Raw genomic sequence first — 25,585 nt, 5'->3', positions numbered from 1 at the left:
AGGGGTCTATTGTAGTAGCTGGGCGCGATGCGCCGTCTGGGGCTTGCGGGCTACGGCAAACTTTTTAGGGTGGCCATAGTCAAAGCTCAGTATGATGGCGCCGTCGTGCGCAACAGGAGTCGCAAAAATGTTCCAAATGTCATTGTTCAGTGCAGGCCGTTGGGCTGGATTATTGGCTTTGGCCGGGGCGCTGATGTTGACGGGTTGCGCCGCCCCTTCCGTGTCGGCGCGTGTCACGTCATTCCAGCAATGGCCCGCTGGCGTCGAAGGACAGACTTATCAGTTTGTGGCCGCGGACCCCAACCAGATCAATAATCTGGAATACCAGTCTTATCAGGACATGGTGCGCGCGGGCATTGGCGCAACCGGCCTGGTTGAAGCGCAACCGGGCGCCAAGGGGCGTTTCGATGTGTCTTTCACTTATGGCACGAACCAGACGCAGATCATGGTGCGCCGGGCCTACGATCCCTACTTCTATGGTGGTTATGGCTATGGCGGCTATAGCGGATTTTATGGGCCGCGCCCATGGGGGCCAGGCTTTGGCTACTGGGGGCCGGAGTGGGTGGACGTGCCCATGGCGGTGCAACGCAACACGCTCAGCCTGAAGATCCGCGATACCCAGCGGGGGGGCGCCGAGGTATACCGATCCACCGCCTTCATACTCAGTCAGGGTGATGATTTCATGCGCACAATGCCGTATCTGGTGCGCGCGATATTCGACAATTTCCCCGGAAATAATGGGGCCGAACGTGAAATCGAGTTCCCGTTGAGGTAGGCGCGGGGTCGATTCCCAGGCAAGTTTGAAAAATAAATCGGCGCACCAATGTGGTGCGCCGATTTATTTCTTACTACGGAATAGGTTTTATTCTTTGATAAGAAAACTCTCGCGGGTGGCGCCGGAAGCTTCTTCGGCTGCGAGCCAGCGCGGTGCTTTACCACGACCGCTCCAGGTTTCGCCAGTTTGGGGATGGCGATACTTGGGCGCAACGGCGCGCTTGGGGGCGGTAGCGGGGCGGGCAGCCGCGCCAACCTTGCGTCGGCCGCCCGGGGCCACGCGTGCGGGCTTGCCGGAACCGTAAGCCGCGATGATCTCTTCCGGGGTAATGTCGTATTCGCGCATGGACGTGATGATGGAGCTGATCACGGGCTTGCGACGCTTCGTTTGAAGGACTTCCGCCTTCTTTTGAAGCTTGTTGATTTCCTTCTCGATCTTTGCTTGCAGTGCTGCGTATGTTTCTCGGGCCATGGTTTATTCCTGATTATGGAACTGCTTTAATCGCCGGCGAAGTTATGTTTAATTGTTGTGCTTCGCATAATACATAAGTTACGGCTTGACTTCTCTATTTTCGGCCTAATTACTTTGTATCAAAAGGGCCGCATAGCCCGCGAGTATGCGGTTGGAGGTCTGGTGCAAGATTTGGGAAGGATATTCCCGAATTTGGGACGATTTGAAACAAACGTCGCGTTGGTCCGCAGGGCGGTCGAAACCGCCTGACAACGCCAGTTGCACGCCGCTGTTGTTTCAAATGACGAGCGAATACAGGTGTATGTCAGGTCATGTCAGGGGCATTTTCGCGCGGCCCGACTTCCATTTAACGCGGCGTGCTCAAGCTCTGTTTCGTCAAGCCATCCGGCGTCGTTCGGGGTTCCAAACCACGCCCGGCAAGACGCGCTATGCATTTTGGCATTGCTGATTTCGCGGATTGATATGGGAGCAAAAGCGTACGCCTTTAGCTGCGCCTTGTATTTTTGGCGTCGCTTGTATGACGACCTATGACTATCCGCTTACCTTGTAGGCCAAGGGCGCCGTACGGAAAAAAAAAGTGGCGTTCGGAACCGACGAAGTTGTTATGCCGCTGAACAATATTTGGTTGTAATTGCTTAACTTGATACGCACTCTTGCGTCCCCATCTTATTGGGGTGCCAATAATGTCCACCCCCGCCGCCGCTTGATCTGAACCTGGGCGGGACGCCGGACCCCGGTCGGCGGTACGATACGGTCTTGCGCATCAATGCAAAGCGTGTGCGCTCGTGTCGCGCCGATGCCCCCTGAATAGAGCCTATGAAAATCACTGATCCCGCTATTGCTTCCCTTGCCACCGCCAAATCACTACTGCTGGACCCTTGGGGCCTGACCGAAGCGGATATGGCTCGCGCATTGGGTGAAATCTTCACCCACAAGGTCGACTACGCCGATCTGTACTTCCAGTACACGCGCAGCGAGGGCTGGAGCCTGGAAGAGGGCATCGTGAAGACCGGCAGCTTCTCGATCAGCCAAGGCGTGGGCGTGCGCGCCGTCAGCGGCGAGAAAACCGCCTTTGCCTATTCCGACTCGCTGTCCGCGGATGCGCTGCTGTCTTCCGCGCATGCCGTGCGCGGCATTGCGCGGCGCGGGGCGGGCAAGGTCAAGGTGGCGGCGCAGGTCGAGGCCGAAATGGGCCGCAGCCTGTATGCCGACATCGATCCCGTTGCCACGCTTAGCGCGCCGGAAAAGGTGGCGCTGCTGGAGCGCATCGAGCGCATGGCGCGGGCGCAAGACCCGCATGTGATTCAGGTGATGGCGGGCTTGGGCGCTGAATACGACGTGGTGCTGGTGGCGGGCAGCGATGGCCGCCTGGCCGCGGATGTGCGCCCGCTGGTGCGCCTGTCGCTGACCGTGATCGCCGAGCGCAACGGCCGCCGCGAAATGGGCCATGCCGGGGGCGGCGGACGCCTGGGGCTGGCGTACTTCACCGACGAAATGCTGCAAGGTTACGTGGAACGCGCCGTGCACGAAGCCATGGTGAACCTGGAAGCGCGTCCCGCGCCCGCTGGCGAAATGACGGTGGTGCTGGGGTCGGGTTGGCCGGGCATTTTGCTGCACGAAGCCGTGGGCCACGGATTGGAAGGCGATTTCAACCGCAAGGGTTCCAGCGTGTTTTCGGGCCGCATCGGTGAGCGCGTCGCCTCCAAGGGCGTGACGGTGGTGGATGACGGCACCTTGCCGGACCGCCGCGGCTCGCTCAACATCGACGACGAAGGCAACGCCACCCAACGCAACGTGCTGATCGAAGACGGCATCTTGCGCGGCTACATGCAAGACACGCTGAACGCGCGCCTGATGAAGACGGCGGCCACCGGCAACGGCCGCCGTGAATCCTTCGCGCATCTGCCGATGCCGCGCATGACCAACACCTACATGCTGGCCGGCGACAAGCCAGCCGAAGAAATCGTGTCGTCCGTCAAGCGCGGCCTGTACGCCGTCAATTTCGGTGGTGGCCAGGTTGACATCACCAGCGGCAAGTTCGTGTTCTCGGCGTCCGAGGCCTACATGATCGAGGACGGCAAGGTGACCTACCCGGTCAAGGGCGCCACGCTGATCGGTAACGGCCCTGACGCCATGACCCGCGTCACCATGATCGGCAACGACCTGCAACTGGATTCGGGCGTGGGCACCTGCGGCAAGGACGGCCAAAGCGTGCCGGTGGGCGTGGGCATGCCAACCGTGCGCATGGAAGGCCTGACCGTGGGCGGCACTGCCTGATCGCAAAACGGGGCCGCCACATACGATTAAAAACGATGTGACGGCCCAAAAAAATTGTGCTAGAGTCGTTTCCCATGAAATTCGCGTCCCCCGCCTTTTACTTTTATTTTTATAAGTTTCTGAAGCCGCTGGCGGAGGAAGGGACGCGCTCAATCTGAAGTTTGGAAAGAATCCCCCCCCAAAAAGCCGCCAGCGAACTGGCGGCTTTTTTTGTGCCGCCGGGATCGGAACAGACCGATCGGATTTGGACCCGTTGGCGGGCAACCCAGGAGCAGTACCGTGTCACACAATACCGACGACCTTCGCATTCGAGAAATCAAGGAACTGAATCCGCCCGCGCACGTGATGCGCGAGTTCGCGTGCACCAAGGAGGCGTCCGATACCGTGTTCGCCGCCCGCCAGAGCATGCACCGCATCCTGCACGGCATGGATGACCGCATGATTGTCGTGATCGGGCCGTGCTCGATTCACGACACCCGTGCCGCAATCGAATATGCGAAGCGTTTGAAGCCGGTGCGTGACCGCTTGAGCGCCGACCTTGAAATCGTGATGCGCGTGTATTTCGAAAAGCCGCGCACCACGGTGGGCTGGAAGGGCCTGATCAACGATCCGGACCTGGACGGCAGCTTCGACATCAACAAGGGCGTGCGCGTGGCCCGTGAACTGCTGCTGGACATCAACAGCCTGGGCTTGCCGGCGGGCTGCGAGTTTCTGGACATGATTACGCCGCAGTACATCGCGGATCTGGTCTCCTGGGGGGCGATCGGGGCGCGCACGACGGAAAGCCAGGTGCACCGCGAACTGGCGTCGGGTCTGTCGTGTCCGGTGGGGTTCAAGAACGGCACGGACGGCAATGTGAAGATCGCGGTTGACGCGATCAAGGCCGCGTCGCAGCCGCACCATTTCCTGTCGGTGACCAAGGGCGGGCATTCCGCCATTGTGTCGACGGCAGGCAACGAAGACTGTCACGTCATCCTGCGCGGCGGCAAGACGCCGAACTACGACGCGGCCAGCGTGGACGCAGCATGCCACGACGTGTCCAAGGCCGGCCTGGCGCAACGCATTATGGTCGACGCCAGCCACGCCAACAGCAGCAAAGACCCCGAAAACCAGCCCCGCGTGATCGACGACGTGGCGCGCCAGATGGAAGCGGGCGACGCCCGGCTGGTCGGCGTCATGGTGGAAAGCCACCTGTTGGGCGGCCGCCAGGACATGGTGCCCGGCAAGCCCCTGGTCTACGGCCAGAGCATTACCGATGGCTGCATCGATTGGGATGCCTCGGTTGCCGTGCTGGAGCGCCTGGCGCAAGCCGTGCGCGAGCGCCGCCGCGTTGCGCTGACGTCGGGCAAGTAAGCGTGACGCGCCGCGAACCGTCTTCCTGGGGCGGTTTGCGGTGCAGCATGCGCAGCGGCGTAGAATATTCGGGTTGACGAACCCCGCAGATCCCGCGAACCCTCGCAAACCCCTGCGACTCCCCGAGAACACGCTGATCATGAACGCTCCCTTGCACGCTGAAACGTTGCGCCGTCCGGTGCCCGCCGCCTGTCTGGATGCCTTGCGCGCGCGCTTTGGCGACCGCCTGTCCGAGTCCGCCGCCGTCCGTGAACATCACGGCCGCGACGAATCGCCGTACCCCGCCATGCTGCCTGACGCCGTGGTCTTCGCGCACAGCACGGAAGACGTGGCCGCGGTTGCCAAGCTGTGCAATGAGCATCACGTTCCCCTGATCCCCTATGGCGCCGGCTCGTCGCTGGAAGGCCATATCCTGGCGATCCAGGGCGGCATCAGCCTTGATCTGTCCCAGATGAACAAGGTGTTGGCCATCAACGCCGAAGACCTGACCGCCACGGTGCAGGCCGGCGTGCTGCGCAAGCAGCTCAATGAAGAAATTCGCAGCACCGGTTTGTTTTTCCCGATTGATCCGGGCGCCGACGCCAGCCTGGGCGGCATGGCCGCCACGCGCGCGTCAGGCACCAATGCCGTGCGCTACGGCACCATGCGCGAAAACGTCATGTCGCTGACCGTGGTGACGGCCGACGGTCGCATCATCCGCACGGCGGGCCGCGCGCGCAAATCATCCGCTGGCTACGATCTGACGCGCATCTTCGTGGGCAGCGAAGGCACGCTGGGCATCATCACCGAAGTCACCGTGCGCCTGTATCCGCAGCCTGAAGCCGTATCGGCCGCGGTTTGCAACTTCCCGACGCTGGACGACGCCGTGCAAAGCGTCATCGAGATCATCCAGATGGGCGTGCCGATCGCGCGCGTGGAATTCATGGATGCCGCCAGCGTGCGGTCGGTGAACCAGTACAGCAAGCTGACCCTGCGCGAAACGCCGCTGCTGGTGTTCGAATTTCATGGCAGCCCGGCCGGCGTGCAGGAACAAGCCGAAACAGTGCAAGCCATTACCGCCGAACATGGCGGCATGGACTTTGAATGGGCCGAACGCCCCGAAGATCGCAGTCGCCTGTGGACGGCGCGCCACAACGCCTACTTCGCCGGCCTGCAACTGCGGCCCGGTTGCCGCGCCAGCACCACCGACGTCTGCGTGCCGATCTCGCGCCTGGCTGATTGCGTGCGCGATACCGTTGAAGAGTTGGAGCGCGCCAGTTTTCCGTACACCATCGTCGGCCACGTTGGCGACGGCAATTTCCATGTGCTGATGTTGTTGGACGCCGACAATCCGAAGGAATGGGAAGAGTCGGAAACGATCAACCACAACCTGGTGCGCCGCGCGATCGCCGCCGACGGCACTTGCACGGGCGAGCACGGCGTGGGCCTGCACAAAATGCAGTTCATGGCGGAAGAACATGGCGACGATGCGCTTGAACTGATGCGCAGCCTGAAGCATGCGTTTGACCCGAACAACATCTTGAACCCGGGCAAGATCGTGTCCTGGTAAAACGCCCCGCGCACCCCGAAAAGCCGACGCTTCGCCGTCGGCTTTTTTGCGTCTGATGCGCGCGCCATTACTGCTGGTTACGTATCGTGCGCGTCGGTAATCTCATGGATGCGGGTAAATCCCGGCCTGTTTTCATAGTGCGCTCGCGCTATTGTTGCGCTCATGAATTCACTGGTCGAAACCGGCCTGGCACAAGTGCAGGCGCCTTATTCGTTGCAGCAGCTCATCGAGGCGTTGTCGGCCGCGTTGCCCGCGCACTGCGTATTGTTCCGCGAAGAAGATACCCGTCCCTATGAATGTGACGGCCTGTCGTTGTATCGCGCGCTGCCCGCCGTTGTTGCACTGCCTGAAACCGAAGAACACGTGCAAGCCGTCATGCGGATCTGCAAACGCTTGAACGCGCCGGTGGTGGCGCGTGGCGCGGGCACCGGTTTGTCGGGCGGCGCCATGCCGCACAGCCAGGGCGTGTTGCTGGGGCTGTCCAAATTCAACCGCATCAAGCATATCGATCTGGCGAGCGCCACGGCGGTTGTGCAGCCCGGCGTGCGCAACCTGGCCATATCCGAAGCGGCGGCCCCTTACGGCTTGTATTACGCGCCAGACCCATCCAGCCAGATCGCCTGTTCCATCGGTGGCAATGTGGCTGAAAACTCTGGTGGCGTGCACTGCCTGAAGTACGGCCTGACCGTGCACAACGTGCTGCGCGTGCGGGTCGTCACGATTGACGGCGACATCGTAGAACTGGGTTCCGAAGCGCCCGATGCCCCGGGCCTGGACCTGCTGTCGGTTTTCATCGGTTCAGAAGGCATGTTGGGCGTGGTCACCGAAGTGACGGTGAAACTGATTCCCAAGCCTGCTTGCGCGCAGGTCGTCATGGCCAGTTTTTCCAGCGTCGAGGCGGCGGGCAATGCCGTTACGCAGGTGATCGCGGCGGGCATGATTCCCGCCGGCCTGGAAATGATGGACCGCCGCGCCACGCACATGGTGGAACCTTTCGTGCGCGCGGGCTACGACATGGACGCGCAAGCCATTCTGTTGTGCGAGTCTGACGGCACACCCGACGAAGTGGCGCACGAGATTGCGCGGATGGAAGCGGTATTCCGCGATGCGGGCGCCACACGCTGCCAGGTGTCCACATCGGAAGCCGAGCGCCTGAAATTCTGGGCGGGCCGCAAGAACGCGTTTCCGGCGGCAGGCCGGGTGTCGCCCGATTACTACTGCATGGATGGCACGATTCCGCGGCGCCACCTGGCGCGCGTGTTGGGCGCCATCGAGCAAATGGAAGACGAGTTCAGCCTGCGCTGCGCCAACGTGTTCCATGCGGGCGACGGCAATCTGCACCCGCTGATTCTGTTTGATTCGAACAAGCCGGACGAGGTGGAGCGTGCCGAGAAATTCGGCGCGGCCATTCTTGAGCTGTGCGTGCAGGTAGGAGGCACCGTGACCGGAGAGCACGGTGTGGGTATGGAGAAAATAAATCAAATGTGCGTGCAATTCTCTCGCGAAGAACTCGACGCGTTCCTGGCGGTCAAGCGGGCGTTCGACCCGCCGTGCCTGCTGAATCCTGAAAAAGTCATTCCCACGCTGGCCCGCTGCGCCGAATACGGCAAGATGCACGTCCATGCGGGTGAGTTGCGGTTCCCCGATCTCGCTCGTTTCTAGGACGTATCCCTATGGATTTTGTCCTGTCGGAATTGTGCGACCAGGTCATGACGGCCCGTGCCGGCCACAAACCGCTGTTTGTGATGGGCGGCGGCAGCAAGGCGTTCTACGGCAACTACCGCCCGGTCACGCCGCAAGACGGCCACTGCCTGTTGGATATGACACCGTATCGCGGCATCGTCAGCTACCACCCGTCCGAGTTGGTGGTGACCGTGCGCGCGGGCACGCCCTTGGCTGAACTGGAAGCGACGCTGGCCGAGAACGGACAGATGCTGGCCTTTGAACCGCCGCACTTCGCCCAAGCCGCGACGGTGGGCGGGTGCGTGGCATCGGGCCTGTCGGGCCCGCGCCGTATGAGCGCTGGCGCGCTGCGTGATTTTGTACTCGGCACGCGGCTGCTGGATTCAGAAGGGCGGATGCTGTCGTTCGGCGGTGAAGTCATGAAGAACGTTGCGGGCTACGATGTGTCGCGCCTGTTGGCCGGATCGCACGGCATCTTCGGCGCCATTCTGGATGTGTCGTTGAAGGTGGTGCCCCGCCCCATGGAAGAGCTGACGCTGGTGCTGCCCGCCACGCAGGCGCAGGCCTTGGCCAGCTTTGCGTTATGGCGTGGCAAGCCCTTGCCGATTTCCGCCACCAGTTGGACGGGCGGTGATGACAACGCCGAAGGCAGCATGCACGTGCGCCTGTCGGGCGCCCCGCCGGCAATCGCCAGCGCACGGCGCGTCGTGGGGGGCGACCCGCTGGCGCCCGACGCGGCCGATGCGTGGTGGCAGTCCCTGCGCGAGCAGACCCATGAATTTTTTCAGCCGGACCGCCCCTTGTGGCGTCTTGCCTTGCCGCCCACCGCCGCCGTGCTGGGGCTGGGCCAGACCCTGATTGAATGGGGCGGCGGGCAGCGTTGGCTGTCCGGCCAGCACGACGCGGCCACGCTGCGCGAGACCGCCGCGAGGATGGGCGGGCACGCCACCTTGTTCCGTCTTGGCAATACCAAGCCGCCGGCTGACGGTGTCTTCCATCCCCTGGCGCCTGGCGTCGCGGCGATTACCCGCCGGCTCAAGCAGGAGCTTGACCCGTCCAGCCTGTTCAACCCTGGCCGCCTGGTTCTGGAGCTATAGCGCGTCATGCAAACCAACCTGGCATCCTGGGCCCGCGACACCGACTTGGGCAACGAGGCCGACGCCATTCTGCGTCGGTGCGTGCATTGCGGTTTCTGCACGGCCACCTGTCCCACGTATCAGGTGCTGGGCGACGAACTCGACAGCCCGCGCGGGCGCATTTATCTGATCAAGCAGGTGCTGGAGGGCGCGCCGCCCACGCAATCCACGCAACGGCATCTGGACCGCTGCCTGACCTGCCGCAATTGCGAAACCACTTGTCCGTCGGGTGTCGAGTACGGTCACTTGATCGATATCGGCCGCAAGATCGTCGACGAGCGTGTGCCGCGTTCCTGGGCGGACAGGACCAAGCGCAACCTGCTGCGCCGGGCGATGTTGTCGCCGCTGTTCGCGCCCGCGATGCGGGTGGGGCAGGCGATGCGTGGACTGTTGCCCGATGCGCTCAAGCGCAAGGTGCCCGAGCGCCGCGACGCGGGCGTGCTGCCCCAGGTTGCGGGGCACGCGCGGCAAGTGCTGATGCTGGCAGGTTGCGTGCAGCCGGCCATGATGCCCACGATTGACGCCGCCACCATCCGGGTGCTGGACGCCGTGGGTATCGGTGCGCGCATTGCGCCGGGCGCGGGGTGCTGCGGCGCGGTCAGCTTCCATCTGGATGCGCAAGAGGAGGCGCTGGCGCAGATGCGCGCCAACATCGACGCCTGGTGGCCGCTGGTGCAGGACGGCGCGGTCGAAGCCATCGTCATGAATGCGTCCGGCTGCGGCGCGATGGTGAAGGAATACGCGCATCACTTGAAGCATGATCCCGCCTACGCGCAGAAGGCGGCGGACATCGTTGCGCTGGTCAAGGACGTGGCCGAAATCGTGGCGCCGCATGCCGCGCAACTGCGTGCGCGCTTGCCTGATGGCGTGCGTGCCGCCTTTCATCCGCCGTGCACGCTGCAACATTGGCAGGGCTTGCGGCCCTTGTCCGAGCAGCTATTGGTGGACTTGGGCTTTGATTTGCAGCCATTCGCCGACAAGCATCTGTGCTGCGGATCGGCGGGGGCGTACTCGGTGTTGAACCCGGAGATTGCCCTGGAACTGCGCGACCGCAAGCTGAGCGCCATCGCGGCGGGCGGGCCGGATGTGATTCTGTCGGCCAACATCGGCTGCATCGGTCATCTGCAAAGCGGCACGGATACGCCGGTGCGGCATTGGGTGGAAGTGGTGGACGAGCAGCTGCGCCAGGCGGCTGCGGGATAAGGCGAGACCTTGTGGGCGGGACAAGCCTTGCGGGGAAGTGCTGGGCCGCCTGCCACGAACGCCCGGGCTCAGGCGTTCGTGGACGGTGAACAATGCTCGATGCGTGGCAGGCGCTCTATTCGACCGCTTTCACCATGTCTTCCAGCACCTTCTTCGCATCGCCGAACACCATCATCGTGCGGTCCATGTAGAACAACTCGTTATCCAGGCCGGCGTATCCCGAGGCCATGGAGCGCTTGTTCACGATTACGGTGCGCGCCTTGTAGGCCTCAAGAATGGGCATGCCGGCAATGGGCGACTTGGGGTCGTTCTTGGCGGCGGGGTTGACCACGTCGTTGGCCCCCAGCACCAGCACCACGTCGGTCTGCGCGAACTCGCTGTTGATGTCTTCCATTTCGAAGACCTGGTCGTAGGGCACTTCGGCCTCGGCCAGCAGCACGTTCATGTGACCGGGCATGCGGCCGGCAACGGGGTGGATGGCGTACTTGACCGTCACGCCGCGCTCGGTGAGCTTGGTGGCCAATTCCTTCAGCGCGTGCTGCGCGCGCGCCACGGCCAGGCCGTAGCCCGGCACGATGGTGACGCTTTCGGCGTTGCTCATGAGGAAGGCCGCATCGTCCGCGCTGCCCGACTTGACGCTGCGTTGCTGCGCCGCGCCCGCATCCGCCGCGCCACCGGCCTGCCCACCGAAGCCGCCCAGAATCACGTTGAAGAACGAGCGGTTCATCGCCTTGCACATGATGTAGGACAGGATGGCGCCGGACGACCCCACCAGCGAACCGGCGATGATCAGCATCGGGTTGTTGAGCGAAAAGCCGATGCCGGCCGCCGCCCAACCCGAATAGCTGTTCAGCATCGACACCACCACCGGCATGTCCGCGCCGCCGATCGGAATGATGATCAGCACGCCCAGCACGAAGGCGATCAGCGTCATGATGATGAAGGGCGTCCATTCCTGCGTCAGCATGAACCACACGCCGCAGCCCAGCATCACCAACGCCAACGCCAGGTTCAGCATGTGCTGGCCGGAAAAGACGACGGGCGCGCCTTGGAACAGCCGGAACTTGTACTTGCCCGACAGCTTGCCAAACGCGATGACCGAGCCCGAGAACGTGATGGCGCCCACGAACGTGCCGATGAAGAGCTCGAAGCGGTTGCCGGTGGGAATCAGCATGCCGGCCGGCACGATGCCGAACGCATGCGGTTCGGCCACCACCGCCACCGCAATGGCCACCGCCGCCAGGCCGATCATGCTGTGCATGAAGGCGACCAGTTCGGGCATCTTCGTCATCTCGACGCGGCGCGCCATCAAGGTGCCGATGGAGCCGCCCACCAACAGGCCCAGCACGACCCAGCCCAGGCCGATGGTGGCGGTGCCCTCGCGCGCCAGGCCGATGATGAGAGCCGCCGTGGTCAGCACCGCGATCGCCATGCCGGCCATGCCGAAGGCGTTGCCCAGCCGCGACGTGGTCGGGTGCGACAGGCCCTTGAGCGCCTGGATGAAGCAGATCGAAGCAATCAGATAAAGCAGGGTGACCAGATTCAGCGAGATCATTTCGCGTCCTCCTTGCCCGGCTTGCGATCTTTTTTCTTGAACATTTCCAGCATGCGCCGCGTCACGAGGAAGCCGCCGAATACGTTCACGGCGGCAAGCGCCACGGCGAACACGCCCATGCCGCGCGCCAGCCCGCCTTCGGTCAGCGCGGCCGCCAGCATGGCGCCCACGATGATGATGGCCGAGATGGCATTGGTGACCGCCATCAGCGGCGTGTGCAACGCGGGCGTGACATTCCAGACGACGTGGTAGCCAACATAGATGGCCAACACGAAGATGATGAGGTTCATCAGGGTGGGGTTGATCGCTTCCATGTTCAAGTCCTCCGCGTCACATTGCCGCCTTCGCATACCAGGCAGGCCGCCACGATTTCATCGTCGCGCTGGATCGCCAGCGCGCCGTCCGCATTGATGATGAGCTTCAGGAAGTCCATGACGTTGCGCGCATAGAGCGCGGACGCATCGGTGGCGACCAGGCCCGGCAGGTTGGTCAGGCCGATGATCGTCACGCCATGCTTTTCAACGATCTGGCCTTTTTCGGACAGCGGGCAATTGCCGCCGCGCTCGACAGCCAGGTCGACCAGTACCGAGCCGGGCCGCATGGCGGCAACGGTGTCGGCGGACACCAGGGTCGGGGCGGGGCGGCCGGGGATCAGCGCGGTGGTGATGACGATGTCGGCCTGCTTGCAGCGTTCGGACACGAGCGCCGCCTGACGCGCCATCCAGCCGGGAGGCATGGCGCGCGCGTAGCCGCCCTTGCCTTCGGCAATTTCGCGTTCCTCGTCGGTCTCGAAAGGTACGTCGATGAACTTGGCGCCCAGCGACTCCACCTGTTCGCGCGCGGCGGGCCGCACGTCGGACGCTTCGACCACCGCACCCAGCCGTTTGGCCGTGGCAATAGCCTGCAAGCCGGCCACGCCCGTGCCCAGCACGACGGCGCGCGCGGCCTTCAGCGTGCCGGCGGCGGTCATCATCATGGGAATCAGCCGGCCGTAATGGTGGGCGGCCAGCAGCACCGCCTTGTAGCCGGCCAGGTTGGCCTGCGAAGACAGCACGTCCAGGCTTTGCGCGCGCGTGATGCGTGGCGCGGCCTCCAGGGCAAAGCCGGTCAACCCCGCGGCGGCCATGTGTTCAATGCCTTCGGCGTCGAATGGGTCGAGCATGCCGATGACGACGGCGCCCGGCTTCATCTGGGGCAATTCGGTGGGGGAGGGGGCGCGAACCTTCAGGACAAGTTCCGCGCCCAGGGCATCCTGGGTGGAACCGAGCGTGGCGCCCGCGGCCTCATAGGCGTCGTCCGGATAGCGGGCGGCGTCGCCTGCCCCACGCTCCACGACAACGGTGTGTTTGCCGCCTACGTACTTCTTGACGGTCTCCGGTGTTGCTGCGACACGGGTTTCCCCGTCTCGGGTCTCTTTTGGTATCCCGATGTGCATCGACGCCTCTCCTCAGAAGGTTCGCCGTAGTTATACACGCTAATCCTGCCCCCACGCCGCGCTCATTGCATTCGCTTGCTGCCCCCCGAGGGGGCTGGCCCGCCTTGGGAGCGGCCCGAGGGTGTGTGCCCCCACGCTGCGCTCATTGCATTCGCTTGCTGCCCCCGAGGGGGCTGGCCCGCCTTGGGAGCGGCCCGGCGGCGGGCCGGCTTCCTGCTGGCGCGTTCGTTGCTTGCGCGCGTCTTGGGCGGCAGGGGCGGTTAGTTCTTTTGGTTGAGGGCTTTTATAGGGCGAAAAAAAGCCCCATGGCGAACCATGGGGCTTGGGCTATGCAGCCCACTTGCTCCGGCCAGTCTTACCACGCCGCTGGCCGGCACTTGCGCGTAAACGTCCGGCGTCAGGCCGTTTGCGCGCGAGTCCAGTTGATCAGCGCGGCGGTCAGGTTGCGCAGATCGGCCTTCAGGCGGCCATAGTTTTCGGTGGGACGCAGCGTGACTTCGTCCATGTACAACTTGCGGTTGATTTCGATCTGCAGGCTGTGGCGGCCTTCTTCGGGGCGGCCAAAGGCGCGCACCAGTTCCACGCCCTTGTAGGGGTCGTTCACGGTCACGTTGTAGCCGCGTTCGCGCAGCCAGGCCGCGATGAATTCACGGAAGGCTGGGTCGCTGGTGCTGCCGTCGCGATCACCCAGCACGAAGTCGGGGTGGACCAGGCCGGGGCGATCGGTGGCGAAGGCGCCGGCCACGCTGGGCATGGAGTGGCAATTGATATGCCAGACCTTGCCGAACTTTTTGTGGGCGGCATCCAGTACCTGGCCGAGCGCGGCGTGGTACGGCTTCCAGCAGGCGTTGATGCGGTGGCGCACTTCTTCCACCGTCAGCTTGCGTGTGTACAAGGGCGTGCCGTCATCCAGCATGCGCCAGATCAGGCCTTTGCCCAGCTTCACCTTAGGCGACGCATTGATGGCGTCGGGCCAGGCTTCGTCCAGCAGCAATTCGTCGATCTCGTCGGGTGCGCGGTTGGCGTCGATGTAGGCGCGCGGGAACGCGGCGGCCACCATCGGTACGCCCAGATCAAGCGCATCGCCCCACAGGTCGTCAACCCAGGTGTCCTCGGCAGTGCGCAGCGCGCCAAAGTCCACCGCGGCGGCGAAGTCCGGAGGGTAGGCGGTGCCGCTGTGCGGAGAGTCCAGCACAAGCGGGGCCGAGGAGTCCGAATCCGGATATTGCTGCGGAAGGTCGAGCCGGTAAGACAGGGGTTGGGTAATTCGCATATAGAGGTACTGCGTTCGTGAATCGGAGGCCCCCGCGGCCGAAGACGGCGCGGCGGGGGCCGAAGACCGCTTAGTCGATCTTCACGTTGGCTTCTTTGGCGATGCGCTTGTTCTTGGCGATTTCGGCGGCGATCTGCTTGCTGAAGTCTGCCGGGCTGTTGGCGGCGGGCGCGGCGCCCAGCGCTTCCAGGCGCGACTTGACGTCGGCTTCCGCGCTGACCTTCTGCACGGCGGCGTTCAGCTTGGCCAGGATGGGCTCCGGCAGCTTGGCCGGGGCAACCAGGCCAAACCACGACGAGTCGTTCACGGCCGGCAGGCCGGCTTCGGCAAACGTGGGCACATCAGGCAAGGCAGCCACGCGCTTGGGCGCGGCGACGGCCATGGCGATCAGGCGGCCGGATTGCACATGCGGCAGGGAGGACGGCAGGTTGTCATACATGACGTCGACCTGGCCGGCCAGCGCGTCATTCAGCGCCGGGCCCACGCCACGGTAGGGCACGTGCATCAGGTCGGTGCCCGAGGCCATCTTGAACAGTTCGCCCATCATGTGCGAGACCGAACCGTTGCCGGCCGACGCATACGTCAGTTTGCCCGGCTCGCTCTTGGCCAGCGTGATCAGTTCGGCGATGTTCTTGGCCTTCACCTTGGGGTTGATCGTCATGATGTTCGGCACGGCAGCCAGGTTCGAGATGGGCGTGAAGTCCTTCTCGCCATCGAACGGCAGGTTCGGGTAGATGGCCGGGTTGATGCCGTGGGTGCTGACGGTGGCGATGCCCAGGACGTAGCCGTCCGGCGCGCTGCTGGCGACGAAGGCGCTGCCGATCGAGCCGCCGGCGCCGCCGCGGTTTTCAACCACCACGGTCTGGCCCAGTTCCTTGCCCAGCTTGTCCGCGAACAGGCGGCCGACGATGTCGGTGGTGCCGCCGGGCGGGAAGGGAACGATCAGGCGGATGGGCTTGCTGGGATACGCGTCTTCAGCGTGCGCGATACCCGAGGTCAGCGGCGTGGCCAGGGTCGCGGCAGCGACACACAGGCCCAGTACTACGTTACGGCGTTGCATGGATTCCCCTAATAAATTGGAAAGCGGATGCGCAAAGGCAGACGCAAACGCAATGATTCTTTCCTGGCGGGGCGGTTTGCGCAAACGAAAGTTTCTCCGTAAGCTATGACTTTTTTTCATGCCTCTTGTTTGCCGACACGGATCGGGCGTTACTTTTGTGTAACTTTTCCGTCGCGCGGCGGCACCTCGAAGGCAGGGGATGGCATCCCCGATCAAGCCCCGTTGGGGCGGGAGCCCCACGCTGTGTGGGGGCATTAAATGCGACGTTTCTGTCCCTCATTAACCGATTTGCAGGCGTTTGAAGTCGCGGCGCGGCACAGCAGCTTCACACGCGCGGCGCAGGAATTGTGTGTCACGCAGGGCGCGGTCAGTAAACAGGTGAAACATCTGGAAGAGTTCGTCGGCGTCGAACTATTCCTGCGCATCAGGCAAGGCCTGGTGTTGACCGAGGCGGGCCGCAGTTATCTGACCAAGGTGCAGGCGGGCCTGGGCCAGATCGAAGCCGCCACCGTTGAACTGATTGCGCACCAGGGGCAGGGCGGCACGCTCAACCTGACCTGTATGCCCACGTTCGGCGCCCGCTGGCTGATTCCGCGCCTGACTGCCTTCATGCGGCTGCGCCCGGACATCCATGTGGAGTTTCTGCCGCACCGCCAGGGCTATGATTTTTCCACGCCTGAGCTGGATGCCGCCGTGCGCTTTGGCGAAGGCCTGTGGCCAGGCAGTGGCGCCGACTACATCGTGGGCCGCGACATCGTGCCGGTGTGCAGCCCCCGCCTGATCCCGGGCGGCTGCCCCTCGCCCGAAGCCTTGCTGGCCTATCCGCTGCTGCACCATACGTCGGCGCTGGAAGGCTGGCGCGATTGGTTCGAGCAGGCCGGCTGCGATAGCCGGCGCAGCCTGGAAGGGGCGCGCTTTGACCAATACGCGCTGCTGTCTCAGGCGGCCGCCGCCGGTTTCGGCGTGGCGCTGATCCCGCGTTGCCTGATTGAAGACGAACTGCGCGACGGCAAGCTGGCCGTGGCCATGAAGCTGCCGATCCGCGCGCGCATGGGCTATTACCTGTGCTATCCCGAGCAGAAAGCCAACCTGCCCACCTTGCAGGCGTTTCGCGCCTGGTTGATGGAAGTCTCCCGGGCGGCCGAGCCGCAGCCCCGGGAAGACGCCGTGTCCGAACTAAAATAGCCGCATCATGAGTCAAATATCCACCAAGAAAGGCCGCGTGGTCGTGGGCATGTCGGGCGGGGTCGATTCTTCGGTCACCGCCTGGTTGCTCAAGCAACAAGGCTATGACGTCGTCGGTCTGTTCATGAAGAACTGGGAAGACGACGACGATTCCGAATACTGCTCAACCCGCCAAGACCTGTTGGACGCCGCCAGCGTTGCCGACCTGGTTGGCGTGGAGTTCGAATTCGTCAACTTTGCCGCCGAATACAAAGACCGCGTTTTCGCGGAATTCCTGCGCGAATATTCGGCCGGCCGCACGCCCAACCCCGACGTGCTGTGCAATGCCGAGATCAAGTTCAAGGCGTTCCTTGACCACGCCATGGCGCTGGGCGCCGAGCACATCGCCACGGGCCACTACGCGCGGGTGCGCGAAGTGCCGGCGGCGGGCGGCGGCACGCGATTCCAGTTGCTCAAGGCGCTGGACGCCTCCAAGGACCAAAGCTATTTCCTGCATCGCCTGAACCAGGCCCAGTTGTCGCGCACGCTGTTCCCGCTGGGCGAGATCCACAAGACCGAAGTGCGGCGCATTGCGCACGAGATCGGTCTGCACAATGCCGCCAAGAAGGATTCCACCGGTATCTGCTTCATTGGCGAGCGTCCGTTCCGCGAATTTCTGAACCGCTACCTGCCTACCGAGCCGGGTCCTATCCTGACGCCGGAAGGCCAGCAGGTGGGGCGCCACGAAGGCCTGTCGTTTTACACCTTGGGTCAGCGCAAGGGCCTGGGCGTGGGCGGCGTGAAGGGGCGCCAGCGCGAAGACGGCACGGCCGAAGCCTGGTATGTGGCGCGCAAGGACCTGGAGCGCAATATCCTGTACGTGGTGCAAGGGCATGATCACCCCTGGCTGCTGTCCAGCCAATTGCAGGCGCAGGACGCCAGTTGGGTGGCGGGCCATCCGCCCGAGATCGCGGGCTATGGCGCCAAGACGCGCTACCGCCAGGCGGATGCGGCCTGCCGTCTGGACAAGGCTGATGGCGACACCTTCGCCCTGGATTTCGCCGAGCCCCAGTGGGCCGTGACGCCTGGCCAGTCGGCCGTGCTTTACGATGGCGACGTTTGCCTGGGCGGCGGCATCATTCTGTAGCGCGCGCCTCGAATCGGCGCGCATGCGATCAAGCAGGGCCCCGTGGGTGCGACGCCCGCGGGGCCTTGTTCATGAACCTAAGAATTCAAAACGAGAGGAGAGGGTTGTGGATGTTTCGATGGTGATTTGCCTGCTGGTGCTGGGCGCGTTGGCCGGCTTCGCGGCGGGGCTGCTGGGAATCGGCGGTGGGATGCTGCTGGTGCCGCTGTTGACAATGTTGTTCTCTTGGCAGGGCATGCCGCCCGAGCTTGTGGTGCACGCAGCCATCGCCACGTCGATGACGTCCATCCTGTTCACGTCGATTTCCAGCGTGCGGGCCCATCAGCAGCGCGGCACGATCAAATGGAACATCGTATGGGCCATGGCGCCGGGCATCATCATTGGCGGCCTGGTGTCGGGCGGCGCGGTGTTCGCCGCCCTTAACACTTTGTGGCTGTCCCTGTTCTTCGCGCTGTTTGTGGGCTATTCAGGCTGGAGCATGCTGCGCAACAAGAAACCCAAGCCGGCTCGCCAGATGCCGGGGGTGGTGGGCACCAGCGCGGCGGGGGCGGGTATCGGTTTCCTGTCGGGGCTGGTGGGCGCGGGCGGCGGATTCCTGTCGGTGCCATTCATGGTCTGGTGCAACGTGGCCCTGCACAACGCGGTGTCGACGTCGGCTGCGCTGGGCTTTCCCATTGCGCTGGCCAACAGCGTGGGCTATGTGGTGTCGGGCCTGAATGAGGGCGCATCGCGTCCTGGCATGCTGGGCTATATCTATTGGCCGGCCTTGCTGGCGTTGGTGTGCACCAGCGTGCTGACCGCACCGCTGGGCGCACGGATGGCGCACCGCCTGCCGGTGCAGACCTTGAAGCGGGTGTTCGCGTGTCTGTTGTTCGCTTTGGCGGCGTACATGCTGTTCAAGGCCTGGCAGACCTTTGCGGGGCAATAGGGGCGAATAGGGGCAGGTGGTCGGCGGCGGCTTGCTATGCCGCTGCCGCAATGCAAACCGGCCGCGCATGGCGGCCGGTCGTCAAGTGCCCATGCCTGATGGACAGGCAGGCGCGCTTTACGCGGTTTGGGGCAGGGTGTCGATGAACGACTGCCGCTGCGCCAGTTTGTCGTGCAAGCGGGCCAGGTTCAGGTGGTTGGTGCGCCAGTCCAACGCGGCAAAGCGCAGGTCCAGGTAGCCCAGCGCGCAACCGACGGCAATGTCGGCCAGGCTGTAGTTGATGCCCATGCAATGGGCGTTGTCGCCCAGGCTTTTGTTCATGGCGTCCAGGCTGGCGTGGATCTTGCCGTATTGGCGTTCGATCCATTCCGGGCTGCGCTGCGCCTCGGGGCGCTGGTTTTCCTTGACGATGGCCACACAGGCGTCCAGGACGCCATCGGCGATGGCCTCCCAGCATTTGACGGCGGCACGATCGCGCCCCTGCTGCGGAATCAGGCGGGCAACGGGCGACAAGGTGTCCACGTACTCGACGATGACGCGCGAATCAAACAGCGCGCCGCCATCTTCCATGACCAGGCACGGAACCTTGCCCAGCGGGTTGTACGTTTGGATCTGCGTGTCGGCGGACCAGACGTTTTCGAGTTCAAGCCGGTAGTCCAGCTTTTTCTCGGCCATGACGATACGCACTTTGCGTACGTATGGACTGGTTAGCGAGCCGATCAGTTTCATGGAGTCACAAGCGGAGTCGAAAAGCGGCCGAAGTATAGCAGGCCGTATGACGGTCGCGCCGTCCGCGGGCCGGAATCTTCGCCAGTTTGCCACAATGTTGCGCGCCCTCGGATGATAAAATCGCCGGGTTTTCCCATCCGTAGCCATTTCTTCCCCAGACCATGCAAATCGCCGATCAGTTAAGCCAACTTAATGCCCTTTCGCCATTGGATGGCCGTTACGCTTCCCGGAGCGACGCGCTGCGCGGTCTGCTGTCCGAAGCCGGCTTCATGGCGCACCGCGTGGAAGTCGAGGTGGCCTGGCTGGTCGCCTTGTCTGACGCCGGCCTGCCTGAGCTGCCCAGCTTTTCCCCGGCCGCCCGCCAGCGTCTGCAGCAGTTGGTGCAGGATTTCTCGGAATCCGATGCCGGTCGCATCAAGGATATCGAGCGCGTTACCAACCATGATGTGAAGGCTGTCGAATACTGGTTGAAGGAAAAAGTGGCTGATGATGCCGAGCTGGCCCGCGCCGCCGAATTCATCCACTTCGCCTGCACGTCCGAAGACATCAACAACACTTCGCACGCACTGATGCTGTCGCGCGCTCGTGATCAGGTCGTGGTGCCGCGCCTGCGCGAATTGGCTGCCAAGCTGAACGACATGGCGGTAGCCCAGGCTGATCAGCCGATGCTGTCGCGCACGCACGGCCAGCCGGCCAGTCCCACCACGCTGGGCAAGGAATTCGCCAACGTGGCCGCGCGCCTGAACCGCGCCATTGCCGCCGTCGAGGCCGTTGAGCCGCTGGCCAAGCTGAATGGCGCCACCGGCAACTACAACGCCCACCTGTCGGCTTATCCGGAAATCGATTGGCCCGCCTTCAGCCAGCGCGTGCTGGCCGGCCTGGGCCTGATCCAGAACCGCCACACCATCCAGATCGAACCGCATGACTGGATGTCGGCCCTGTTTGACGCCATCACGCGCGCCAACATCATCGTGCTCGACCTGGACCGCGACATCTGGGGCTACGTGGCGCTGGGCTACTTCAAACAGCGCCTGAAGGAAGGCGAGGTCGGTTCGTCCACCATGCCGCACAAGGTCAACCCTATCGACTTCGAAAACTCCGAAGGCAACCTGGGCCTGGCCAACGCCGTGCTGCGCCACCTGGCCGACAAGCTGCCGATCTCCCGCTGGCAGCGTGACCTGACCGACTCCACCGTGCTGCGCAACCTGGGCGTGGGTCTGGGCTATTGCCTGGTAGCGTGGGATGCCTGCATGCGCGGCCTGGGCAAGCTGGAAGTGAACACGGCCGCTATCGATGCCGACATCGACGCTTGCTGGGAAGTGCTGGCAGAACCGGTGCAAACCGTGATGCGCCGCTACGGCCTGCCGCAGCCCTACGAGCAACTCAAGGCCTTGACCCGTGGCAAGGGCATCACCGAAGAAGCCCTGCGCGAGTTCATCCAGGGTCTGGCGCTGCCGGAAGAGCCCAAGGCGCGCCTGTTGGCAATGACACCTCGGTCATACATCGGGCTGGCCGCGAAGCTGGCCCGGGCGGTATAGTCGCCATGCCGCGCGCGTCATGCGCGCGGCATTCTTGTTGCACTTACGGGAGATTGCAATGCAAAAGTTGTCCACGCTTGCCGCGTTGGCCTGTATGACCGTGGCGCCGTTGCTCGCGACGACCGCCTCGGCGCAGTTCGCCAAGCCTGAAGACGCCGTCAAGTACCGCCAGTCGGCACTGACGCTGATGGCCTCGCACTTTGGTCGCATGGCGCCGGTGGTCAAGGGGCAGGCGCCGTACGATGCTGCGCAGATCAAGGCCAACGTCGAGGTCTTGAAGACCTTGTCGGCGCTGCCCTGGGCGGCTTTCGGGCCGGGTACGGAAGGCGGCGACGCGCGCCCCGAAATCTGGAGCGATGCCGCGGGCTTCAAGCAAAAGCAGCAAGCCTTCCAGGACAATATCGTGAAGTTGTCGGCCGCCGCTGATTCCGGCGATCTCGACAAGCTGCGGGCTGCCTTCGGCGACGTGGGCGCCAGCTGCAAGTCCTGTCACGACTCCTACCGCAAGAAGAAGTAAGGTCCTGCCGTCCGCGGGCGGCATTGATACTTGCCACGTAAAAGCCCTTCGATGGTTCGAAGGGCTTTTTTGTTCTTGGCCTGCCGTATCGGTGCGTGGCGGATTACGAAAAAGACATGTCGGCGACGACTTCGATTGACCGTATCCACAACACCAGGCCCGTTACGCAGGCGCCCAGCAGCAGGGCGCGCAACCACACGGCGATGCCGTCCTGCGCGGGCGGGGTGCCGGCGGGCAGGTCCTTGGCGTCGACATCGCCCGTGATGATGGCCCGCACCAGGCGCTTGCGGCGCACCAGGGCGTACCAGGCGACTGCCAGAAGGTGCAGTGCGATCAGGGCGATGATGACCCATTCGTTCAGCTTGTGCCACGAGGTCAGCGCCCCGGAGGTGGCCGCGCTGACATAACCGAACAGCGGTCCTTGCGTCATGATGTCGTCGGTGGTGAACAGGCCGCTGACGGCTTGAAAACCGACGGCCAGCAGCAGCGCCAATACCGACAGTGCGCCCAGCGGATTGTGGCCGGCGGGCGCGGCGGCGCCCTTGAGGTATTTGGCCACCGCGCCCGGGCCGCGCACGAAGGTGGCGAAGCGGGCGTAGCGCGGGCCGACGATGCCCCACAAGAGGCGGAAGATGATCAGCCCCAACGCCGTACAGCCAAAGCGCACGTGCCAGTCCATATACAGGCCGCCCAGCTTGACGCTGACGAACGCGCCGACGATACAGACGACAAGTGCCCAGTGAAAGAGTCGGGTGGGAAGGTCCCAGATGCGTACCGCGAGTCGGTTGTTCTGCATGGTGAGATGGCCAAGGCTGCGTTGCGAGCGACTTTATCACGTCAAAATGAAATCGCCGCGCACCAGGCGCGGCGAGGCTTCAAGCGAAATCGGCGCCAGGCGCCGATGGGCTCAGTACGAAGCGTTGCGCACCGATTCGATGCGATGCACATGTTCGTGGCGGAAACGGATCCGCTGGCCGGGGGCCTTCTGCGAGGTATTGCCGCAAGCCACGACTTCCGTCGTGTAGGTGGTCGTGCCGTTGATCGGCGCGTTGAAAATGACCGTTGCACGGATGGCCGGGCCGTTGGCCGGTTGCAGATGAACGATGTCGCCGATATGGATCGGGGTGTTGTCCAGCGTCGTGTGAGCGGGGCGGCGGATCAGGTCCGAGGTGGTGAAACGAGTATTCATGGTGTGTGTTCTCTTAAGTTCTAGTTATTAGAAAAGCTGCGTGTTGCGCATGCTGCGAAGGGCGGACGTACCAAAAGCGCCTCGCGTCCTCGCGGTTGCCTGTCACCGGGTTTTTCAGACAGGCCAAGCATGACACTAACGCATAAGTGTTGCCGTCAGTTTGCGCATTCTCATGTTTTTTGCGTGCGCGCGTAACGGGGTGGTGCAGCCGATGCCATCAGTCAGTCCAGGACGGTATCGGGTTCGGGCTTAAGTGGCGTGCGTGCGGTAGCAGGCGGCCTTCAGGCCCGAGGGGTCGCTCAGAGTGGGTTGGCTCTGGCGGTTTCTGTGCGGCTGCCGTCGTGGTTACGACTTGGGCTGCAACGTGTTTTGTTGCTCGTTTTTAAACTTCATTCCAAACCGGACTGGCGGGATGGTGAAGAGGTGCTTGGCTGTTGCCGTGCTTTCCAGGCGGAGGGCCGACGATTTGCGTTTTCGCGTTATGGGTTTTCGCAAACCGGATCGAAATTCCGGGTAGTTGGCAGGCTGCTGGCGTAGCGCGCTTGTTGCGGCGCGGTGAATCCGGTTCACCAGAATCAAGCCAGCTTTTTGGATCAACTTTTTGAATGTTTCCGGCCTATTTATTCTGGGAAATATGGGGGCGCAGAAAACATTAGCTGTCGATAGTATCGCAAACGAAAAGCGGCCGCAAGTGTTTTTTATAAGCAGGTGGCAAGGCCGCCGTTCTGCTTAGTGCTCTGCCGAGCGGGCTTGGCGCTGGGCCTCGATGATCAGGCCTTCGAGTTGGGGGGACATCCGCAATGCCACCTGCGCGCCCATGGATCCGTCCGGCTGGCGCTCGGTTTCCAGCGCCAGACCAATGTGTTCATCATTGAACGCATCCGGCGCGGCTTCAATCTCGACGTAGCGCGCAAGCAAGGCATCAACCGCCTTTTGAGCGTCGGCCAGGGCCTCGTCCGACAATTGGCCCTGTCCCAGGTATTGATTCACAACGCGCGCCAGGTCGTTCATGAAGAACAGCAGGGCGGCCGCGCCGCGGCAATCAGGCTGAGTGAATCCCCAGGGGGCGGAAGTGGCGTGTTGAGTCATGGGCAAAGCCGTGTGGGGTTGCGAGCGGCCGGGGCCGGAATCCGGCATTTTAAAGGATAGGAATAAGGGCGAAGCCCATTCGAAATCGGGCATGCCATAGGGCATACTTTCGACCCTGATGATCCGCCCCGCCCAACCTTGCGACCTGGCCTGCCTGGCCGATGTCGAACGCTCCGCCGCGCAACGTTTTCACGGCACCCCGATGGCGTGGGCCGCCGACGGGGACCCGCTGCCGTTGGCGGACCTGGTTGCGGCCCACGCCGCCGGCCTGCTGTGGGTGGCGCTGCGTGATGACGGGCAGGTATGCGGTTTTGCGCTGGCTCAGCCCATGGATGGGGATCTGTTCCTGGTTGAAATGTCGGTGGCCTTGCCCTCGCAGGGGCGGGGCTTGGGTCGAGGCTTGATGCAGGCGGTGCTGGGCCACGCGCGGGCGGCTGGGCGCTACGGGGCCGTCGTCCTGACCACAGATCGCGAATTGCCCTGGAATGGGCCGTTTTACCGACGGCTCGGTTTCCGCGAACTCGCACCGCCGTATTCGCCCGGCCTACAGCGGCGCGTCCAGGCGGAGGCCGACGCGGGCTTTGACCCGCGGCGGCGCTGCGCCATGAGGTATCCGCTGCCGCCTTGAACAAGGCGAAACAAGACCCGCCCTGTGTCAACTCGCTTCGATCGCAACAAAATCCGCCCGAGGGCGGTCCTACTCGGACGCTTCGGGATAATCTGCGCACTGGCGTCCGCTATTGACGGGGGCGGGCGCCAACCGGTTCATCAACCCGCTGGAGGATACGCATGTCACTGTGGCGAGCCAGCCTGACGGGGCTGGCGATGGCTTCGATGCTGTTCGTGACGGCCTGCGTCAACAAAGAACCGCAAGAGCGCGCGGCATTCATCCAGTTGCTCCAAGCGCGGATGAACAGCAATGTGCTGCTGCCGATTGCCGCGTTGAGCAAGGTCGAAAAAGAGGCGCTGGGCGACTACGCCGATGCCTACGAAGTCATTACCGATTTCCAGCAGGAAATGGCCGAGTCGGCCCGTGCGATGCGCGACGTGCTGGCGCTTGAGACGATTCGTTCGGTGGGTGACATCGTCGAGCGCAAGTCCGGTTTTGAAGCCGCGCGCAAAACGCTCGCGGAAAGCGCGGCCAAGCTGCAGGAGGCGCGTGAAACAGCGGACAAGGCGCGGGCAGAACTGCAATTGCCGGCTGATCTGGCGCCTGTCTACGATGGCGTGTATGACGAATCTGTCTCCGGGCCCGCCCTTGAACTCATGCGGGCAGCCTCAAGCATGGACTCGGTGGCACGCGATGCCCTGGGTATCGCGGACCTGGTGTCGGCCAATGCCGAAGAAATACAGTTGGTTGACGGTCAGACGCGTGTCGCCACGCCCACGCTGCAACACGAATTGAATCTGCGCTTGCAGGGCCTGAATGCACAGGCGGACGAGCTTGCACAAGCGCGACAGACCATCCTGCTTGCCGCGGGTGGTGGAGCCTGAACCGGCGCGCGCGAACAGGC

At 63.5% G+C, this 25,585-nt stretch carries 24 protein-coding genes; 14 read left to right on the top strand and 10 right to left on the bottom strand.

What is annotated here, in order from left to right; genetic code table 11:
- Positions 1–127: 127 nt before the first annotated feature.
- On the top strand, positions 128–775 hold the full coding sequence (locus tag WBR68_RS03985; protein ID WP_050445982.1) for a DUF4136 domain-containing protein: 648 nt from the start codon (positions 128–130) through the stop codon (positions 773–775).
- A gap of 87 nt (positions 776–862) precedes the next feature.
- Here WBR68_RS03985 and WBR68_RS03980 read toward each other — a convergent pair whose 3' ends face one another.
- Complete coding sequence (locus WBR68_RS03980; protein WP_050445980.1) at positions 863–1,246, bottom strand: H-NS histone family protein; 384 nt, start codon at positions 1,244–1,246, stop codon at positions 863–865.
- 816 nt (positions 1,247–2,062) lie between these two features.
- On the opposite strand from WBR68_RS03980, the gene tldD reads away from it, so the two are divergent.
- The 6 genes from tldD to glcF all read left to right on the top strand — a co-directional run bounded on the left by tldD (position 2,063) and on the right by glcF (position 10,447).
- Positions 2,063–3,523, top strand: coding sequence for a metalloprotease TldD (gene tldD, locus WBR68_RS03975; protein ID WP_050445979.1), 1,461 nt, complete (start codon positions 2,063–2,065; stop codon positions 3,521–3,523).
- Between the two features lie 279 nt (positions 3,524–3,802).
- Positions 3,803–4,876 (top strand): 3-deoxy-7-phosphoheptulonate synthase AroG, encoded by a 1,074-nt coding sequence (gene aroG / locus WBR68_RS03970; RefSeq protein WP_050445978.1) that lies wholly within the window; start codon positions 3,803–3,805, stop codon positions 4,874–4,876.
- A 139-nt stretch (positions 4,877–5,015) separates the two neighbouring features.
- Entirely contained in the window at positions 5,016–6,425 is a 1,410-nt protein-coding gene (locus WBR68_RS03965) for an FAD-binding oxidoreductase (protein WP_050445977.1), read from the top strand.
- Between the two features lie 162 nt (positions 6,426–6,587).
- Positions 6,588–8,087 carry an FAD-linked oxidase C-terminal domain-containing protein gene (locus WBR68_RS03960; RefSeq protein ID WP_230693586.1) on the top strand — a complete coding sequence of 500 codons (1,500 nt, stop codon included), beginning with the start codon at positions 6,588–6,590 and terminating at the stop codon, positions 8,085–8,087.
- 11 nt (positions 8,088–8,098) lie between these two features.
- Complete coding sequence (glcE, locus tag WBR68_RS03955; RefSeq protein WP_127183858.1) at positions 8,099–9,205, top strand: glycolate oxidase subunit GlcE; 1,107 nt, start codon at positions 8,099–8,101, stop codon at positions 9,203–9,205.
- A 6-nt stretch (positions 9,206–9,211) separates the two neighbouring features.
- Positions 9,212–10,447 carry a glycolate oxidase subunit GlcF gene (gene glcF, locus WBR68_RS03950; RefSeq protein ID WP_230693585.1) on the top strand — a complete coding sequence of 412 codons (1,236 nt, stop codon included), beginning with the start codon at positions 9,212–9,214 and terminating at the stop codon, positions 10,445–10,447.
- Positions 10,448–10,562: 115 nt separating this feature from the next.
- Here the strand turns inward: glcF and WBR68_RS03945 are convergent, their stop codons facing one another.
- From WBR68_RS03945 to WBR68_RS03925, 5 genes are all read right to left on the bottom strand, one after another.
- On the bottom strand, positions 10,563–12,002 hold the full coding sequence (locus WBR68_RS03945) for an NAD(P)(+) transhydrogenase (Re/Si-specific) subunit beta (RefSeq protein ID WP_050445973.1): 1,440 nt from the start codon (positions 12,000–12,002) through the stop codon (positions 10,563–10,565).
- Complete coding sequence (locus tag WBR68_RS03940) at positions 11,999–12,316, bottom strand: NAD(P) transhydrogenase subunit alpha (RefSeq protein WP_008164347.1); 318 nt, start codon at positions 12,314–12,316, stop codon at positions 11,999–12,001. Before WBR68_RS03940 ends, WBR68_RS03945 begins: the two co-directional genes overlap by 4 nt.
- 2 nt (positions 12,317–12,318) lie before the next feature.
- Positions 12,319–13,437 carry a Re/Si-specific NAD(P)(+) transhydrogenase subunit alpha gene (locus WBR68_RS03935; RefSeq protein ID WP_050445972.1) on the bottom strand — a complete coding sequence of 373 codons (1,119 nt, stop codon included), beginning with the start codon at positions 13,435–13,437 and terminating at the stop codon, positions 12,319–12,321.
- A 397-nt stretch (positions 13,438–13,834) separates the two neighbouring features.
- Positions 13,835–14,710, bottom strand: a complete 876-nt coding sequence (locus WBR68_RS03930) for an N-formylglutamate amidohydrolase (protein ID WP_230693584.1) — start codon at positions 14,708–14,710, stop codon at positions 13,835–13,837.
- Positions 14,711–14,780: 70 nt separating this feature from the next.
- A complete protein-coding gene (locus WBR68_RS03925) occupies positions 14,781–15,770 on the bottom strand; it encodes a Bug family tripartite tricarboxylate transporter substrate binding protein (protein ID WP_050445970.1) in 990 nt (329 codons plus the stop codon).
- 258 nt (positions 15,771–16,028) lie between these two features.
- Between WBR68_RS03925 and WBR68_RS03920 the strand changes: the two genes are divergently transcribed.
- The 3 genes from WBR68_RS03920 (at position 16,029) to WBR68_RS03910 (ending at position 19,009) form a co-directional block, all read left to right on the top strand.
- Complete coding sequence (locus WBR68_RS03920) at positions 16,029–16,955, top strand: LysR substrate-binding domain-containing protein (protein WP_127183861.1); 927 nt, start codon at positions 16,029–16,031, stop codon at positions 16,953–16,955.
- Between the two features lie 7 nt (positions 16,956–16,962).
- Positions 16,963–18,081, top strand: coding sequence for a tRNA 2-thiouridine(34) synthase MnmA (mnmA, locus tag WBR68_RS03915; RefSeq protein ID WP_230693583.1), 1,119 nt, complete (start codon positions 16,963–16,965; stop codon positions 18,079–18,081).
- A gap of 106 nt (positions 18,082–18,187) precedes the next feature.
- Positions 18,188–19,009 carry a sulfite exporter TauE/SafE family protein gene (locus tag WBR68_RS03910; protein ID WP_050445965.1) on the top strand — a complete coding sequence of 274 codons (822 nt, stop codon included), beginning with the start codon at positions 18,188–18,190 and terminating at the stop codon, positions 19,007–19,009.
- 117 nt (positions 19,010–19,126) lie between these two features.
- Here the strand turns inward: WBR68_RS03910 and WBR68_RS03905 are convergent, their stop codons facing one another.
- A complete protein-coding gene (locus WBR68_RS03905; protein ID WP_050445964.1) occupies positions 19,127–19,738 on the bottom strand; it encodes a glutathione S-transferase in 612 nt (203 codons plus the stop codon).
- Positions 19,739–19,899: 161 nt separating this feature from the next.
- On the opposite strand from WBR68_RS03905, the gene purB reads away from it, so the two are divergent.
- Both purB and WBR68_RS03895 read left to right on the top strand, forming a co-directional pair.
- The gene (gene purB, locus WBR68_RS03900) at positions 19,900–21,276 is read left to right on the top strand and encodes an adenylosuccinate lyase (protein ID WP_230693582.1); all 1,377 of its coding nucleotides are present in this window, start codon (positions 19,900–19,902) and stop codon (positions 21,274–21,276) included.
- A 58-nt stretch (positions 21,277–21,334) separates the two neighbouring features.
- A complete protein-coding gene (locus WBR68_RS03895; protein WP_050445962.1) occupies positions 21,335–21,793 on the top strand; it encodes a c-type cytochrome in 459 nt (152 codons plus the stop codon).
- Between the two features lie 103 nt (positions 21,794–21,896).
- Here the strand turns inward: WBR68_RS03895 and WBR68_RS03890 are convergent, their stop codons facing one another.
- The 3 genes from WBR68_RS03890 to WBR68_RS03880 all read right to left on the bottom strand — a co-directional run bounded on the left by WBR68_RS03890 (position 21,897) and on the right by WBR68_RS03880 (position 24,071).
- Positions 21,897–22,589: a cytochrome b/b6 domain-containing protein gene (locus tag WBR68_RS03890; protein ID WP_050445961.1), complete on the bottom strand. Its 693-nt coding sequence runs from the start codon at positions 22,587–22,589 to the stop codon at positions 21,897–21,899.
- Between the two features lie 111 nt (positions 22,590–22,700).
- Positions 22,701–22,982 (bottom strand): hypothetical protein, encoded by a 282-nt coding sequence (locus tag WBR68_RS03885; protein WP_050445959.1) that lies wholly within the window; start codon positions 22,980–22,982, stop codon positions 22,701–22,703.
- Between the two features lie 729 nt (positions 22,983–23,711).
- Positions 23,712–24,071 carry a hypothetical protein gene (locus tag WBR68_RS03880; RefSeq protein WP_050446083.1) on the bottom strand — a complete coding sequence of 120 codons (360 nt, stop codon included), beginning with the start codon at positions 24,069–24,071 and terminating at the stop codon, positions 23,712–23,714.
- Between the two features lie 118 nt (positions 24,072–24,189).
- Between WBR68_RS03880 and WBR68_RS03875 the strand changes: the two genes are divergently transcribed.
- Positions 24,190–24,699, top strand: a complete 510-nt coding sequence (locus WBR68_RS03875) for a GNAT family N-acetyltransferase (RefSeq protein ID WP_230693581.1) — start codon at positions 24,190–24,192, stop codon at positions 24,697–24,699.
- A 161-nt stretch (positions 24,700–24,860) separates the two neighbouring features.
- Entirely contained in the window at positions 24,861–25,565 is a 705-nt protein-coding gene (locus tag WBR68_RS03870) for a DUF3053 family protein (protein ID WP_127183863.1), read from the top strand.
- Positions 25,566–25,585: the final 20 nt, after the last annotated feature.

The sequence above is a fragment of the Achromobacter sp. JD-1 genome (assembly GCF_038594925.1).
Lineage (GTDB): Bacteria > Pseudomonadota > Gammaproteobacteria > Burkholderiales > Burkholderiaceae_B > Achromobacter > Achromobacter spanius_C.
This window is presented reverse-complemented; position numbering and strand designations above follow the sequence as displayed.

Bases quoted from the DNA above. Each gene is read 5' to 3' on its own strand.
- WBR68_RS03940 (WP_008164347.1), bottom strand. From the start codon at position 12,316: ATGGAAGCGATCAACCCCACCCTGATGAACCTCATCATCTTCGTGTTG.
- WBR68_RS03885 (WP_050445959.1), bottom strand. From the start codon at position 22,982: ATGAATACTCGTTTCACCACCTCGGACCTGATCCGCCGCCCCGCTCAC.
- WBR68_RS03870 (WP_127183863.1), top strand. From the start codon at position 24,861: ATGTCACTGTGGCGAGCCAGCCTGACGGGGCTGGCGATGGCTTCGATG.
- WBR68_RS03945 (WP_050445973.1), bottom strand. From the start codon at position 12,002: ATGATCTCGCTGAATCTGGTCACCCTGCTTTATCTGATTGCTTCGATC.
- WBR68_RS03895 (WP_050445962.1), top strand. From the start codon at position 21,335: ATGCAAAAGTTGTCCACGCTTGCCGCGTTGGCCTGTATGACCGTGGCG.
- glcE (WP_127183858.1), top strand. From the start codon at position 8,099: ATGGATTTTGTCCTGTCGGAATTGTGCGACCAGGTCATGACGGCCCGT.
- WBR68_RS03980 (WP_050445980.1), bottom strand. From the start codon at position 1,246: ATGGCCCGAGAAACATACGCAGCACTGCAAGCAAAGATCGAGAAGGAA.
- WBR68_RS03920 (WP_127183861.1), top strand. From the start codon at position 16,029: ATGCGACGTTTCTGTCCCTCATTAACCGATTTGCAGGCGTTTGAAGTC.
- WBR68_RS03965 (WP_050445977.1), top strand. From the start codon at position 5,016: ATGAACGCTCCCTTGCACGCTGAAACGTTGCGCCGTCCGGTGCCCGCC.
- WBR68_RS03960 (WP_230693586.1), top strand. From the start codon at position 6,588: ATGAATTCACTGGTCGAAACCGGCCTGGCACAAGTGCAGGCGCCTTAT.
- WBR68_RS03905 (WP_050445964.1), bottom strand. From the start codon at position 19,738: ATGAAACTGATCGGCTCGCTAACCAGTCCATACGTACGCAAAGTGCGT.
- WBR68_RS03890 (WP_050445961.1), bottom strand. From the start codon at position 22,589: ATGCAGAACAACCGACTCGCGGTACGCATCTGGGACCTTCCCACCCGA.
- WBR68_RS03875 (WP_230693581.1), top strand. From the start codon at position 24,190: ATGATCCGCCCCGCCCAACCTTGCGACCTGGCCTGCCTGGCCGATGTC.
- purB (WP_230693582.1), top strand. From the start codon at position 19,900: ATGCAAATCGCCGATCAGTTAAGCCAACTTAATGCCCTTTCGCCATTG.
- WBR68_RS03925 (WP_050445970.1), bottom strand. From the start codon at position 15,770: ATGCAACGCCGTAACGTAGTACTGGGCCTGTGTGTCGCTGCCGCGACC.
- WBR68_RS03930 (WP_230693584.1), bottom strand. From the start codon at position 14,710: ATGCGAATTACCCAACCCCTGTCTTACCGGCTCGACCTTCCGCAGCAA.
- glcF (WP_230693585.1), top strand. From the start codon at position 9,212: ATGCAAACCAACCTGGCATCCTGGGCCCGCGACACCGACTTGGGCAAC.
- tldD (WP_050445979.1), top strand. From the start codon at position 2,063: ATGAAAATCACTGATCCCGCTATTGCTTCCCTTGCCACCGCCAAATCA.
- WBR68_RS03985 (WP_050445982.1), top strand. From the start codon at position 128: ATGTTCCAAATGTCATTGTTCAGTGCAGGCCGTTGGGCTGGATTATTG.
- WBR68_RS03935 (WP_050445972.1), bottom strand. From the start codon at position 13,437: ATGCACATCGGGATACCAAAAGAGACCCGAGACGGGGAAACCCGTGTC.
- WBR68_RS03880 (WP_050446083.1), bottom strand. From the start codon at position 24,071: ATGACTCAACACGCCACTTCCGCCCCCTGGGGATTCACTCAGCCTGAT.
- mnmA (WP_230693583.1), top strand. From the start codon at position 16,963: ATGAGTCAAATATCCACCAAGAAAGGCCGCGTGGTCGTGGGCATGTCG.